Origin of the sequence: Rhizobium mongolense USDA 1844 (genome assembly GCF_000419765.1) — a bacterium.
Lineage (GTDB): Bacteria > Pseudomonadota > Alphaproteobacteria > Rhizobiales > Rhizobiaceae > Rhizobium > Rhizobium mongolense.
In genome coordinates, this window is the sequence record NZ_ATTQ01000001.1 from 405,783 (window position 1) to 419,147 (window position 13,365).

Sequence of the window (13,365 nt, forward strand, 5' to 3'; positions counted from 1 at the left end):
CTAAGCATCTCCTTCAAGCGCGTCGGCCGGAGGGTCGCTCCGGCCGGCGAATTTTCACATCTGGCTCTTCAGTTCTTCGCGCATCTGCTCGATCGCGTCTTCCGGTTCGAGCTGCCCGTTCAATGCCGGAACCACGAAGTTCTGCGTCGCTTCGTAGATCGGGCCTGCGACGCCTGCGAGTTTGGAGACCGGATCGAAGGCAGCCGTATCTGCGAGCTTCGCATAGGTCGCATTCGGCTGCATTTCCTTGAATTCCTTGCTGTCGGTCACGGGCTTATAGGCCGGAATGTGACCCGCGCTCGCCCAGGAGATGCTGTGCTCGTTCATCCAGTTGATGATCTCGAGTACGATCTTCACCTTCTCCGGAGCGATCGGCTTGGCATCGCTGTTCGGGATCGCGAAGGAGTGCGAGTCCGCCCAGGTCGCCTGCGTACCCATCAGGTTCGGGATTTCGATGGCACCCCATTCGAAACCGAGATTGCCGTTCTTCTGCAGGTCGACCATGGTCGGCACCTCCCAGACGCCGTTGATATGCATGGCGGCCTTGCCGGAGGTGAAAAGCGCAATCGAGGCTTCATAGGAAATCAGTTTCGGCGAATAGCCGGTGGAGACCCAGTGCGCCATGGTCTGCAGCGCCTTGACGCCGGCATCGCCCGGCAGGATCTCGTCTGCGTCGATGAACTTCGCGCCCTGCTGTGAAAGCAGGGTATAAAAGACGCGCCACATCGAACCGCCTTCGTCGGTGTGCAGCGACAACGGATACTCGACCTTGCCGGTTGCCTTGATCTTCTCGAGAGCGGCATTGAAATTGTCGAGCCCGTCGAGACCCTTGGGCAGACCGTCGTCGCCCAGCAGCCCGGCCTCTTTCAAAATGGTCTTGTTGTAGTAAAGGACGATCGAATGAACGTCGAAGGGAATGCCATAGACCTTGTTGTCGAAAGTCGCCTGTTTCCAGGCAGCGTCGACGTAGTTTTCCTTCTTGATTCCGGCAGAAGCGAGCTCTTCATCCGAGAATGGCCGCAAGATGCCGGTCGGGACGGCGAGCGGATAACGCGACATATGATAGGTCATGATGTCGGGCTGCTGGCCGACGGCTGCGGACGTCTGCACCTTCGTATAGAAAGGAACGCCCCATTCAAGCGTCGTCGCGTTGATCTTGATGTCGGGGTGGGTGTCGTTGAACTCCTTGATGAGCGCCTTCATGCGGATACCGTCACCTCCGCTTAAGAAATCCCACCAGGTAATATCCGTCTGTGCGAATGCCGCTGCCGAGGGCAGCAATGCGATTGCCGCCGAAACGGCCAGTTTCAATAGCTTTTTCACGTCGGTTCCTCCTCGATAAATTCGTAGGTTGTGACCATCCCGCGATACGGAACGGTCTTTGGTCGCAGACCTCCTCCAAGGCCCGCATTCACTTCGAAATCCGGGCTCGGACGCCCGAATTGCGGGTATCAGCTGAGCCTCCTGCCTTCGCTGTCGAAGGCCAGCATTTCGGGCACCCTCAAAGAGAGGTTGATCTTTTCCTTGGGCTGCGGGCGGCTGTCGCGGCACTCGACCGTCATTTCCGCGCCACTCGCAGTCAGAATATGCAGGTAGCCGGTGCCGCCGAGCTCCTCGGTGAATTCGGCCACGGCCGGAAGCGTCACAGTGCCTTCGCTCGCCCCGAGCCCGATATGCTCCGGACGGACGCCGACATGGACGGATGCGCCGGCAGCGACACCCGTGCGCGTCGGCAGATCGAACGGCTGACCGGGCGCGTCTTCAAGCTCGACCCGCAAAAAGCCTTGCCCCGCGTTTATGACTTTTGCCTTCAGAAAGTTCATGCCCGGCGAGCCGATGAAGCCTGCGACGAACATGTTTTGCGGATCGCGATAGAGCTCGAGCGGCGCGCCGACCTGCTGGACGACGCCTCCTCTCAGCACGACGATCTTGTCGGCAAGCGTCATCGCCTCCACCTGGTCATGCGTGACATAGACCATGGTCGCGCCGATCTGCCGGTGCAAGCGGGCGATCTCCATGCGCATCTTTACGCGCAGTTCGGCGTCAAGGTTGGACAGCGGCTCATCAAATAGGAAGACGCGCGGCTCGCGCACGATCGCCCGGCCGATCGCCACGCGCTGGCGCTGGCCGCCGGAAAGCTGGCTTGGCTTGTGATCCAGATAGTCACCGAGACGCAGAATGTCGGCCGCCGCCTTGACCTTCTGCTGGATCTCCGCTTTCGGCCGACGCGCGATCGACAGGCTGAACGCCATGTTTTCGAAAACGGACAGATGCGGATAGAGCGCATAGGACTGGAAGACCATCGCCACGCCGCGCTTGGAGGCTTCCCTGTGGGTCACGTCGTCGTTCTCGATGCGGATTTGCCCGCCGCTCGTCTCCTCCAGCCCCGCAATCATTCTGAGCAACGTCGACTTTCCGCAGCCCGAGGGACCGACAAAAACCGCGAACTCGCCCTGTTCGATCTCGATATCGACGCCATGAATGACCTTGAACGAGCCGAACGACTTGCTGACATTCGTCAGCTTGATACCAGACATGCATCCTCCCGATTGTCGTTTTCATCGGGGCGGCTCCTCCGCCGCCCCGATGGCAATCAGTTCACGCCGAGGCGACAGACAGCAGTATGAAATGATAGGATTTTGCCGGCAGGGCCCCGATGAGCGCACCCTCGTCGGTGATGGAAAGACCCGCCCCCGCCTTTGGGACGATGCGCTCCTGGTTCTCGACCGAGTTCCTGGCCTTCAGATCCTCGCCGGTCATGACGTGATGCTGCACGATCTTTAGACCCTTGAAGCCTTGCAGGTCGACGCTGAGGTCCAACGCCTCGTCAAGGCTGCGGTTGATTGCAAAGAGCGCTATGGTCTTGCCATTGTCGTGCAGCACCGCCGACAGATCGAGATAGGGCACGTCCTGCGCGACCTCGCAGTCGTAAGCGGGGCCGGACGACGACACCGTCAGCGCCGTGCCACGACCGTATTTCGAGGCAAATTGCAGCGGATAATAAATCGACTGGCGCCATGCCGGACCGCCGGCCTTGGTGAGGATCGGCGCAATCACGTTGACGAGCTGCGCCATGCAGGCGATCTTGACCCGGTCAGAGCGGCGGATGAAGACATTGATCAGCGAAGCGACGAAAATCGCATCCTCGAGATTATAAAGCTCTTCGAGGAGCGGCGGCGCTTCCGGCCAATCCCAGCTCGCGATACGCTCGCCGTCTTCCTTGCGATCGTGATACCAGACGTTCCATTCGTCGAAGCAGATCTTCACATCGCGCTTCGACCGCTTCTTCGCCTTGATGTAGTCGATGACGCCGCCGATGGTGACGATATAGCGATCGAGCTCGATCGCCTTGGCATAATAGTTCAGCGTGTCGTTTTCTTCGTTGCCAAAGTACTTGTGCAACGAAATGTAGTCGACACTGTCATAGCTCGCATCGAGAACTGTCGCCTCCCATTCGGGATAACTCTTCATCTTGTCGTTGGACGAGCCGCAGACAACCGTCTCCAAGGTCTTGTCGAAATATTTGAAGGCCTTGCTGACCTCGTTGGCTAGGTGGCCGTACTCGGCAGCACTCTTGTGGCCAACCTGCCAGGGACCGTCCATCTCGTTTCCGAGGCACCAGATACGGACATTGTGCGGGTCCTTGTAGCCGTGCTTGGCACGAAGGTCGCTCCAGTAGGTTCCGCCCGGATGATTGCAATATTCGAGGAAGTTGCGGGCATCGTTCAGTCCGCGCGAGCCGAGGTTCATGGCGAGCATCATCTCGGTGTTGGCAAGCTTCGACCAGTCGGCGAATTCGTTGATGCCCACTTGGTTCGTTTCACGTGTTCGCCACGCCAGATCAAGCCTTGTCGGACGCTGGTCCCGCGGGCCGATACCGTCTTCCCAATGATAGGCCGAGACGAAATTGCCACCCGGATAGCGCACGATCGGCATGTCGAGATCGCGCACCATATCAAGAACATCGGTTCGAAAGCCGTTCTTGTCCGCCTTCGCATGGCCCGGTTCGTAGATGCCGGTGTAAACGGCGCGGCCCATGTGCTCAAGGAAGGAGCCATAGACCCGCTTGTCGACGGTCGAGATCGTGAATTCCCGGTTGAGGGTGGCTTTTGCCCGCATGAATGTTCCTCGTTTATTGAATTTGATTTTTCCGCAAGCTAGACTCGGAAATTTTTTATTTCAAGTATTTTGTTTTGTATCAAAAAATCAGTTTCATATGGTGGGTGTGTGCGATTGCCGAACGTATTTGCGGTGATGCGTAACGCTGATTCCAGGCATGTGTTGTGCCTTGCTTTTTCTTGGCCAGCTGCGCATTTCAGCTTCGCATCCGGTCGCCATCGACCGGCCGCGATCCACTTGAAGGATCGCTGCTGCGGCGTGACATTGACCGCAGAAACTGCGATTATGAGCGCCAGATCGAGAGGAACCGTCACCAGGACAATCCGAGGCAAGGATCTCTTTGCACGTTCGCGTCGTTTCCTCTTCGAGGACTTCTTTGGCGGCGGGACGGCGGATAGTCGGCGGCTATTGAACAGCGATCGTCAACCAGGAAATAACCTTGACCCCGACGAAGCCACCCGGGAACGGACCCCAAGCCGAAAACGATCACCGGGGACCGGCGAATTTTCCCCTCCTCGTGCTCGGAGCCCTCGGCGTCGTCTACGGCGATATCGGCACAAGCCCGATTTATGCATTCCGCGAAGCCCTGAGAGTCTCCGGCCAGGTGTCAGGAATGGTCGACGGCAAGCAGATTCTCGGTTTGCTTTCCCTGATCGTCTGGGCATTGACCTCCATCGTCGCCATCAAATACGTCGGCTTCGTTTTGAGAGCCGACAACAAAGGAGAAGGCGGCACACTTTCACTGATGTCGCTTGCCCGTGAAAGCCTTGAAGGCAGGCCGGTTTGGGTCCTTGTTCTTGGCATTGTCGGCGCGTCACTGTTTCTGGGCGATGCCATTATCACTCCTGCGATATCGGTATTATCGGCCGTCGAAGGCCTCGAGGTGGTCGCCCCGCAGCTTTCGCACTGGGTCGTTCCGACCACGGTTGCCATCATAACGGCACTGTTTCTCGTTCAACGGTTCGGGACGGGCGGTGTCGCATCGGTATTCGGTCCCGTCACCGCACTATGGTTTTTAACCCTTGGCGTCTCCGGCCTTGCGCACATCCTCCAACAGCCCTTGATCCTCTCGGCCATCAATCCGCTTCACGCCATACAATTTCTCGGCACGCATGCTGGAATTTCAGTGCCGGTTCTGGGCGCAGCGTTCCTGGCGGTAACCGGCGCTGAGGCGCTCTATGTGGATCTTGGGCATTTCGGGCGCAAGCCGATCGTCTTTGCCTGGTTCGCGCTGGTGTTTCCAAGCCTGCTTTTGAATTATTTCGGTCAGGGCGCATATGTCCTCAGCCATCCTGAGGACATCGAACATCCTTTTTTTGCAATGCAGCCCGAGTGGGCGCAATTTCCTGTGGTCGTTCTCGCTACCGCTGCAACCGTCATTGCCAGCCAAGCGGTGATTTCCGGGGCATATTCCCTTATCCGCCAAGCGATGCACCTCAATCTTCTGCCGCGCTTCAGCATCCGCCATACGTCGGAAACTCAGGCCGGACAAATCTACATGCCCCAGGTCAATACCTTATTGTTCGTCGCCGTCATCGCATTGGTGACCACGTTTCGAAATTCCAGCGGTCTTTCCGCCGCCTACGGGATCGCCGTCACCGGTGAGATGCTCATTACCGCTATTTTACTTTTCGTCGTCGCCCGACGCGTCTGGAGATGGCGACGGACACTTGCATTGATCGTAATCGCTCCGCTGATCTTGATCGACACCAGCTTCTTCGTCGCCAACGTCGCAAAGTTCGGACAAGGCGGCTGGGTTCCCGTCGCCGTGGCCGTCACCGCCGCGTTCTTGATGCAAACCTGGATTTCCGGGCGTCGCTTGCTGACAATTAGAACGAGGGCGGACGAGGTCCCCCTCACGATGATCATTGACAATCTGACAAGGAAAAAGCCAGCGACCGTGCCGGGAACTGCAGTGTTTCTGACAAGTGACGTCGAAGGTGCGCCTACTGCTCTCTTGCATAGCATGAAGCACTACAAGGTGCTGCACGAGCACAATATCATCCTCAGCGTTTTGACGTCCCCGTCACCTTATGTCGCCGATGACGAGAAAATCTTCCTTGAGAGCCTGCATCCCCTGTTCAGCCGCATCGTCATCACCTTTGGTTATATGGAGACCCCCAACATTCCCCGCGCCCTTATCCTGGCGCGCAAGCTCGGCCTGAAATTCGATATCATGTCGACGACCTTTTTCCTGTCGCGCAGGACGATCTTGCCGTCCGAGAAAGGCGGCATGCCGTTGTGGCAGGATCGGGTGTTCATCGCACTCGCGCACAATGCCAGCAATGCAACTGAGTATTTCCGGCTGCCGACCGGGCGTGTCGTCGAACTCGGCATCCAGGTGACGATCTGATCGACGCGGCGCCTGGCGTTCCGCTTGTGAGTGCAGAGCTTTCTTCGTGACGAAGGGGAAAGAGGCGAATGACGCCAGACAGTTCGCCGGCCGACATAAAACAGTCGTCAGAGGCGATCGTGCTTGTCTTCGGCTTCTATCCCCCAAGGGTCGCGTCCAGAAAATTGCCGCCCGAGTGTTGAGATACGAGCAGGGCTTGCTTCCGGCAGATGACCGCCGTTCTACAACTTCGGTGTCAGCATCTCGAAGCGGTCGCGGACGGTGGAGCAGATGTCGCCGCCCAGGCGGGCGATCGCATCGACAGCTGCTGGATCAACGTGAAGGCGCTCCGGATCGACAACACCGTCACGATAATGCGCAAAGACGATTTCACCGAGGATAACCTGGCGCGACTTGCCAAGCTCCAGCGTGACATGCCTGCGGCATTCGAAGGCGGCAGGAGCCTCGGCAATCCAGGGCGAACCGACCTTTTCTCCGGGCATGGCGGTCAGACCCGCCTCCTTCAGTTCGTCGACACCGCGCGGATACTTCGCGCCGCAGACATGCATCGCCTCGGCGATTGAAAAGGAGACGATGTTGACGGTGAAAACCTCGGTCATGCGGATATTGTGGGCGGTATCCTTGAACGACATATCCGGATGATTCTCGACGCCCAGCGCCAGGATCGGCGGGTCGGCCGAAAGGCAGTTGAAGAAGGAAAAGGGTGCGGCATTGATGCGGCCCTCCCCATCCACCGTCGTCACCAGCGCGATCGGACGCGGGATGATCGTGCCGATCATCAGCTTGTAGCGCTCGCGCTCGCTCAGTGCCGTAAAGTCGAAGGAGATGCTCATATCAGCTTGCTGTCCGCATCGGGGCAAATCTGCTCATCGCGCCCGTGAAGGCCTTGGGAAGCGGCGAGGCATAGGAGCCGCGCTTGCTGGTCGAAAGTCCGAGCGACACCAGCGCTTCGGCCTGCTTCACGGCCGCGGCAACGCCATCGACGACCGGAACACCATAGATCTCCTGCAAATCGCGCGCGAGATCGGTCATGCCCGCACATCCGAGCACGATTGCTTCTGCACCGTCCTCGGAAAGGGCCTTTTCGATTTCAGCCCGAAGCTTTCCGATGGCACCGGAGGCCCCGTTTTCGAGTTCGAGCACTGGGATGTCGGACGCCCTTACCTTCGCCCGGCCGCCCATGCCGTAGCGGTGGACAAGATTGTCGATGAGCACGCGGGAGCGTTCCAGCGTGGTAACGACCGTGAAGCGTTGCGCCAGGAAGCCGGCTGTCGCCACCGCAGATTCGCAAAGCCCGAGCACCGGCACATCGGCAAAGGCGCGCGCCGCATCAAGGCCGGTGTCGTCGAAGCAGGCGATGACCGCCGCGTCATAGCCGGCCCCCTGGCGCTCCTTCAGCTCCATCAGCAGTCCCGGGATTGCCAGCGCCCCGTCATAGTGGCCTTCGATCGAAACCGGTCCCATACGGGACGTGACAGCGATGATGTCCGTTCCTGTTGCGGCGACGGCGCGTGCGGCGATGGCAGCTTTTTCCGTCATCGAGGCCGTCGTGTTGGGGTTTACCAGCAGTATGCGCATGTCATCTGATCTTTGCCTGCCGCCGGCTGAGCATCATCATGATGCCGAGCGCGACGAGAATAATGGTGAAGGAGAAGAGCGTCGTCACGGTTCCGAGCGCATAAAGCACCGGCGTCGTGACGTTCGTCGTCATGCCGTAGATTTCGAGCGGCAACGTGTTGTAGGTGCCCGACGTCATCAGCGTGCGGGCGAATTCGTCATAGGAGAGCGTGAAGCCGAAAAGGCCGACGCCGATCAGGCTCGGCAGGATCATCGGCAAAACGACGTGACGGAAGGTCTGCCATGCGCTTGCGCCGAGATCGCGCGCCGCTTCCTCATAGGCCGGAGAGAAGCGGTTGAAGACGGCAAACATGATCAGCACGCCGAATGGCAGCGTCCAGGTGAGGTGCGCGCCGAAAGCCGAGGAATACCAGGCAGGCTTCAGACCGCCCTGCTGGAAGACGACGCCGATGCCGAGCGAAATGATGATCGAGGGAACAACGAGGCTCGCAACGGTCGCATAAAACAGTGCTGTCGAGCCCCGGAATTTCCGGCGGAAGGCCAGACCTGCGAGCAGCGAGACGACGACGGTGACGATCATCACCATCAGGCCGAGCGAGAAGGACCGTTTGAAGGATGCGCCGAAATCGCCGACGGCCTGCTTTTCGAAAAGGTTGAAGAACCAGTGAACCGAAACCCCGTTCAGCGGGAAGGTCAGGCCACCGTCCGGCCCCTGGAATGACAGGATCAGAACCGCCGAGAGCGGGCCGTAGAGAAAGACCACGAAGACGGCGAAAAAGACCGCGAGCACATAGAATTCGACGGTTCGCTTTTCATGGTTCATCTCAAAGCTCCTTGCGGATGTCGACGACGCGCAGAATGGCGGCGACCATCAAGAGCACGACGACCAGAAGCACGACAGCATTGGCGGCAGCGGCCGGATACTGCAGCAGCGACATCTGGTTTTTCATCATCAATGCGACCGAAGCGCTCTGGCCGCCGGACATGACCTGCACGGTGGAAAAATCCGCCATCACCAGCGTCACGACGAAGATCGTACCGATCGCCATGCCGGGTTTTGCAAGCGGGATGACGACGTTCCAGAGGATTTGCCAGCCACTGGCACCGGCATCGCGCGCCGCCTCGAAGAGCGAGCGGTCGATGCGCATCAGCGTGTTGAAGATCGGCGTCACCATGAAGAGCGTATAAAGGTGCACCATGGCGAGTACGACGGCGAAATCGGAATAGAGCAACCACTCGATCGGCTGCGGAATGAGGCCCATCTCAATCAGCGTCGTATTGACGAGTCCATTGCGGCCGAGCACCGGAATCCACGAGATCATGCGGATGATGTTCGACGTCATGAAGGGGACGGTGCAGACAAGGAAGAGGATCATCTGCGTCGAGGTCTTGCGGATATGGAAAGCCAGGAAATAGGCGACCCAAAAGCCGATGAGGAGCGTCAGCGCCCAGACGACGACGGTGAATTTGAGGGTGTTAAGGTAGATCTTCCAGGTGACCCATGAACCGAGCGTCTCGGTATAATTCATGGTGAGGAAGGCGGGATAGAGCCCCGCAAAATCGTAATCCCAGAAGCTCACGACCGCGATCATCGCGATCGGCAGCAGGAAGAAGAAACCGAGGATCAGAAAGAGCGGCAGGGCCTGGAGATAGGAAATAGCAGCCAGCGGCAGGCGAAAGCCGCCACTTCGAACGCGCTCAGCCTTCTCACCGGGTTGTGCGGAAGCGATCGTTGCCATCTGCCATCCTCTTCGACATTCGCGGAAAAATGGAAGGGATCCGAAAGACCCCTCCCCAGCCCTCCCGCAGAAGGAGGGAGTTTCTGCCGCGACCTCTCCGGTCCCCTCCTCCTGTCGGGAGGGTTGAGGAGACGAACGCGGCGAACACCTTATGCGGCGATGAACTCGTTCCAGCGGCGGACCATGTAGCGGTCTTCGTCCATGACCGAGTTCCAGCAGGCAACAGCGCCCATGCGGGCCTCGAAGGAGCCGCCATCGCGGACGGCGCCGGCCTTCTCCATGACCTTGCCTTCCGGCGAGAGAATGTCGCCCTGCGCCGGCTTGCCCTCGATCCAGTAGCCCCATTCATCGGCCGACATGAAGCCCTTGGCGGTTTCCATGCAGGCAGAGTAGTAGCCCTGGCGGTTGAGGTAGCCGCCGACCCAGCCGGACGTGTACCAGTTGATGTACTCGTAGGCGGCGTCGAGCTGAGCGCCCTTGAGGTGCGAGGCAAGGCCGAGACCGCCGCCCCATGCGCGGTAGCCTTCCTTGAGCGGCTGGTACTTGCAGGCAATACCCTTGGAACGGACAGCGGCAACGGCCGGCGACCACATGGACTGGATGACGACCTCGCCCGACGCCATCAGGTTGACCGACTCGTCGAAGCTCTTCCAGAAGGCGCGGAACTGGCCTTCGCTCTTTGCCTTGATCAGGAATTCAATCGTCTTGTCGATCTCTTCCTTGGTCATGTTGCCCTTGTCGGCATATTTGATGTTGCCCATGGCTTCCATGATCATCGCGGCATCCATGATGCCGATCGAGGGAATGTTCAGGATCGAGGTCTTGCCCTTGAACTTCGGATCCATGATGTCGGCCCAAGTGGTGATCTCGCGGCCGACGAGATCCGGACGGATGCCCAGGGTGTCGGCGTTGTAAATGGTCGGAACCATCGTCATCCACTTCGTCGGCTCCTTGGCGAAGGTCTTGGAATCGGCGCCTTCGACGAAGCCGACCGTATGCGGTGCGGTACCCTGCGCAATGACGCTGTCCGGCTTCATCTTGCCGTCGATGAAGAGCGGCACGATCTTGTCGAAATATTTCAGCTTCGACGTATCCATCGGCTGGAGGACGCCGGTTGGAAAGACTTTCTTGGCAATCCAGTATTCGATGTCGGCGATGTCATAGCTGTCCGGCTGGGTGACAGCACGCTGGGCAGCAGCGTCCGAGTCCGTTGCCGTCATCTCAAGCGTGATGCCAAGGTCCTTCTTGCACTGTTCGGCGATCGCATTGATGTTTGAGACGCCCGTGCCGAACTGGCGAAGCGTGATGCTGGACTGCGCCCAAATCGTCGGAAAGCCGGTGATCAGGCCCGAGCCGGCGGCTGCGCCGATGGCGGCAGCGCCCGTCTTCAAAAGCGAACGGCGGGAAATGCCCTTCTCAGTCTTGGTTGTCTTCGTTTCAGTCTTCATGTCAGTTCCCCTTTTTTGATTGCGAAATTCATGGACGGCCGAGGAGGACGGCATCCTCCAGCGTCCAACTCAAAGACACCGCATCGCCGATCGATACGGGTTTGGCGAAGTAATCGCCGTCGCTCGCGATGACCGTGAAGTCGTCACTGCCCGCGCCGATTGCGGTGATCTTCACCGAAGCGCCGCGATATTCGATGTTGGAAACCACGCCGTGGAAGCCGAGCGTCTTTTCCGCCGGCGCTTCGAGGCGGACGCGATCGGTGCGGATGCCGATATCGACAGGCTCGCCCACCTTCCTGCCCTTACCACGCACGGAAAATGTCTGGCCTTCCGGCACCTTGAGGGTGATCACGCCGCCTTCGGCAGAGACGACGCGACCGGATAGAACGTTGTGGTCGCCCATGAAACGGGCGACGAAAGCCGTGGCCGGGCGCTCGAAGACCTGGCGCGGTGCTGCCGCCTGTTCGATCTTGCCGTCATTCATGACGACAATCATGTCGGCAAGCGCCATCGCCTCTTCCTGGCTGTGCGTCACATGGACGAAGGTGATGCCAAGTGTCTTTTGAAGCTTCTTGAGCTCCGCGCGCATCCGGATCTTCAGGAACGGGTCGAGGGCCGACAAAGGCTCGTCAAGCAGCAGCGCTTCCGGATCGGTGATCAGCGCGCGCGCCAGCGCCACGCGCTGCTGCTGGCCGCCCGAAAGCTGCGCCGGACGCCTGGTCGCATAAGCTTCCATCTGCATCAGCTTCAGCATCTCCAGCGCCTTGGCCCGGCGCTCGTCCTTGCCGACCCCCTTCATCTTCAGGCTGAAGGCGACATTGTCGATAAGGTCCAGATGTGGAAAGAGCGCATAAGACTGGAACATCATCGCCGTGCCGCGCTTGGCGGGAGGAAAATCGGTCACAACCGTATTGCCAAGACGGATATCGCCCGACGAGATGCTTTCATGGCCGGCGATCATGCGGAGCGTCGAGGTCTTGCCGCAGCCCGATGGGCCGAGGAAGCAGCAATATGATCCAGCCGGAATCTTCAAGCTGATGGCGTGGACCGCAGTTGTCGCGCCATAAACCTTCGAAACGGATGCTATATCGATTTCCGCCGCTTTCGACATCATGTCTTCCCCTGTTCGAGAAAGATTAATGCATCCGCCGTGCCAGTTTCATCGCCGGCACCAAACCCCATGAATCACTGGGCTTTTTTGGAACATCCAAGGCCCGCCCCAATTGTGTCCTTCATCGACTTGCACAGGAAATAGGCTTTTGTCTGCAATTTATGCAGATAATCGTATACAATTTGACCCACGCTTTGCTCGCAAATTCCGTTTAACTTTTCTTCCGAAGCTGTCTATCATTGAGGCGATAATCAGGTATCCGATTTCATGAAGTCCACCTCTGACGCAGATCTTTCGGCAGACGATTCAGCCGAGACAAGCACACAGCAGATTCGCGATGCGATCCGAGATGCGATCGTCGAGCGGCGCCTTTCTCCCGGCACGAAACTTTCCGAAGGCGATGTCGGAAATCTCTTCAACGTCAGCCGCACGCTTGCCCGCGCCGCGCTCCAGGCCCTGTCCTATGAGGGCCTCGTCAGCGTGGAGAAGAACCGTGGCGCCTTCGTCGCCTATCCGTCCCCGGACGAGGCCCGGCAGATTTTCGCTGCCCGCCGGCTCGTGGAGCCCGGAATCCTGCGCGAAGCGGCCGCGCGCATTACACCTTCGCAGATCCAGCATCTGAGGCAGCTTCTATTGGAAGAGGGCCGTCTGATGAGCGAGCGCGGCCAAACAGCGCGACGCGCGGAAATCAAGGCCTCCGGCGATTTTCACTTAATGCTCGCACAGATTTCCGGCAATGCCATCATGCAGCGCTTCATGGAAGAGCTCGTCGCCCGCTCCTCGCTTGTCATCGCGCTCTACGGTCAGTCGACCGTATCAAGCTGCGGCCATACAGAGCATGGCGATATCGTTGCGGCTATTGAACACGACGATCTCGATACCGCCTGCCGCCTGATGGTGCACCATATTTCCCATATAGAAGCCGATCTGGATCTGCGCGAACGCAAAAGCTTCGGATTGAAAGAGGCCTTTGCGATCTAGGATCCAGCCAGCTTGGCGGACGAAGGCGTATACCGG

At 58.9% G+C, this 13,365-nt stretch carries 12 protein-coding genes; 2 read left to right on the forward strand and 10 right to left on the reverse strand.

Features of this window, described 5'->3' with window-relative positions; all coding sequences use genetic code 11:
* Window positions 1-54: 54 nt before the first annotated feature.
* From A3C3_RS0102285 to A3C3_RS44965, 4 genes are all read right to left on the reverse strand, one after another.
* Window positions 55-1,323, reverse strand: a complete 1,269-nt coding sequence (locus A3C3_RS0102285) for an ABC transporter substrate-binding protein (protein ID WP_022712999.1) — start codon at window positions 1,321-1,323, stop codon at window positions 55-57.
* A gap of 128 nt (window positions 1,324-1,451) precedes the next feature.
* Window positions 1,452-2,537: an ABC transporter ATP-binding protein gene (locus A3C3_RS0102290; protein ID WP_022713000.1), complete on the reverse strand. Its 1,086-nt coding sequence runs from the start codon at window positions 2,535-2,537 to the stop codon at window positions 1,452-1,454.
* Between the two features lie 61 nt (window positions 2,538-2,598).
* Window positions 2,599-4,119 (reverse strand): arabinosylfuranosidase ArfA, encoded by a 1,521-nt coding sequence (arfA, locus tag A3C3_RS0102295; RefSeq protein ID WP_022713001.1) that lies wholly within the window; start codon window positions 4,117-4,119, stop codon window positions 2,599-2,601.
* A 38-nt stretch (window positions 4,120-4,157) separates the two neighbouring features.
* The gene (locus tag A3C3_RS44965; protein ID WP_145611681.1) at window positions 4,158-4,433 is read right to left on the reverse strand and encodes a hypothetical protein; all 276 of its coding nucleotides are present in this window, start codon (window positions 4,431-4,433) and stop codon (window positions 4,158-4,160) included.
* 203 nt (window positions 4,434-4,636) lie between these two features.
* On the opposite strand from A3C3_RS44965, the gene A3C3_RS37555 reads away from it, so the two are divergent.
* The gene (locus A3C3_RS37555; RefSeq protein WP_233450600.1) at window positions 4,637-6,472 is read left to right on the forward strand and encodes a potassium transporter Kup; all 1,836 of its coding nucleotides are present in this window, start codon (window positions 4,637-4,639) and stop codon (window positions 6,470-6,472) included.
* Between the two features lie 221 nt (window positions 6,473-6,693).
* On the opposite strand, the gene A3C3_RS0102305 is transcribed toward A3C3_RS37555, so the two are convergent.
* The 6 genes from A3C3_RS0102305 to A3C3_RS0102330 all read right to left on the reverse strand — a co-directional run bounded on the left by A3C3_RS0102305 (window position 6,694) and on the right by A3C3_RS0102330 (window position 12,348).
* The gene (locus A3C3_RS0102305; protein WP_022713003.1) at window positions 6,694-7,305 is read right to left on the reverse strand and encodes a flavin reductase family protein; all 612 of its coding nucleotides are present in this window, start codon (window positions 7,303-7,305) and stop codon (window positions 6,694-6,696) included.
* A 1-nt stretch (window position 7,306) separates the two neighbouring features.
* Entirely contained in the window at window positions 7,307-8,050 is a 744-nt protein-coding gene (locus A3C3_RS0102310) for an aspartate/glutamate racemase family protein (RefSeq protein ID WP_022713004.1), read from the reverse strand.
* Window position 8,051: 1 nt separating this feature from the next.
* Entirely contained in the window at window positions 8,052-8,873 is an 822-nt protein-coding gene (locus A3C3_RS0102315; RefSeq protein ID WP_022713005.1) for an ABC transporter permease, read from the reverse strand.
* Window position 8,874: 1 nt separating this feature from the next.
* Window positions 8,875-9,789 carry an ABC transporter permease gene (locus A3C3_RS0102320; protein ID WP_022713006.1) on the reverse strand — a complete coding sequence of 305 codons (915 nt, stop codon included), beginning with the start codon at window positions 9,787-9,789 and terminating at the stop codon, window positions 8,875-8,877.
* Between the two features lie 149 nt (window positions 9,790-9,938).
* Complete coding sequence (locus A3C3_RS0102325) at window positions 9,939-11,237, reverse strand: ABC transporter substrate-binding protein (protein WP_022713007.1); 1,299 nt, start codon at window positions 11,235-11,237, stop codon at window positions 9,939-9,941.
* A 28-nt stretch (window positions 11,238-11,265) separates the two neighbouring features.
* On the reverse strand, window positions 11,266-12,348 hold the full coding sequence (locus A3C3_RS0102330) for an ABC transporter ATP-binding protein (protein WP_022713008.1): 1,083 nt from the start codon (window positions 12,346-12,348) through the stop codon (window positions 11,266-11,268).
* A gap of 267 nt (window positions 12,349-12,615) precedes the next feature.
* Here A3C3_RS0102330 and A3C3_RS0102335 point away from each other — a divergent pair, with 267 nt between their 5' ends.
* Window positions 12,616-13,329 carry a GntR family transcriptional regulator gene (locus tag A3C3_RS0102335; protein WP_022713009.1) on the forward strand — a complete coding sequence of 238 codons (714 nt, stop codon included), beginning with the start codon at window positions 12,616-12,618 and terminating at the stop codon, window positions 13,327-13,329.
* Window positions 13,330-13,365: the final 36 nt, after the last annotated feature.

Coding starts and splice junctions, on each gene's coding strand:
- A3C3_RS0102335 (WP_022713009.1), top strand. CDS start 12,616: ATGAAGTCCACCTCTGACGCAGATCTTTCGGCAGACGATTCAGCCGAG.
- A3C3_RS0102290 (WP_022713000.1), bottom strand. CDS start 2,537: ATGTCTGGTATCAAGCTGACGAATGTCAGCAAGTCGTTCGGCTCGTTC.
- A3C3_RS0102325 (WP_022713007.1), bottom strand. CDS start 11,237: ATGAAGACTGAAACGAAGACAACCAAGACTGAGAAGGGCATTTCCCGC.
- A3C3_RS0102320 (WP_022713006.1), bottom strand. CDS start 9,789: ATGGCAACGATCGCTTCCGCACAACCCGGTGAGAAGGCTGAGCGCGTT.
- arfA (WP_022713001.1), bottom strand. CDS start 4,119: ATGCGGGCAAAAGCCACCCTCAACCGGGAATTCACGATCTCGACCGTC.
- A3C3_RS0102305 (WP_022713003.1), bottom strand. CDS start 7,305: ATGAGCATCTCCTTCGACTTTACGGCACTGAGCGAGCGCGAGCGCTAC.
- A3C3_RS0102330 (WP_022713008.1), bottom strand. CDS start 12,348: ATGTCGAAAGCGGCGGAAATCGATATAGCATCCGTTTCGAAGGTTTAT.
- A3C3_RS0102315 (WP_022713005.1), bottom strand. CDS start 8,873: ATGAACCATGAAAAGCGAACCGTCGAATTCTATGTGCTCGCGGTCTTT.
- A3C3_RS0102310 (WP_022713004.1), bottom strand. CDS start 8,050: ATGCGCATACTGCTGGTAAACCCCAACACGACGGCCTCGATGACGGAA.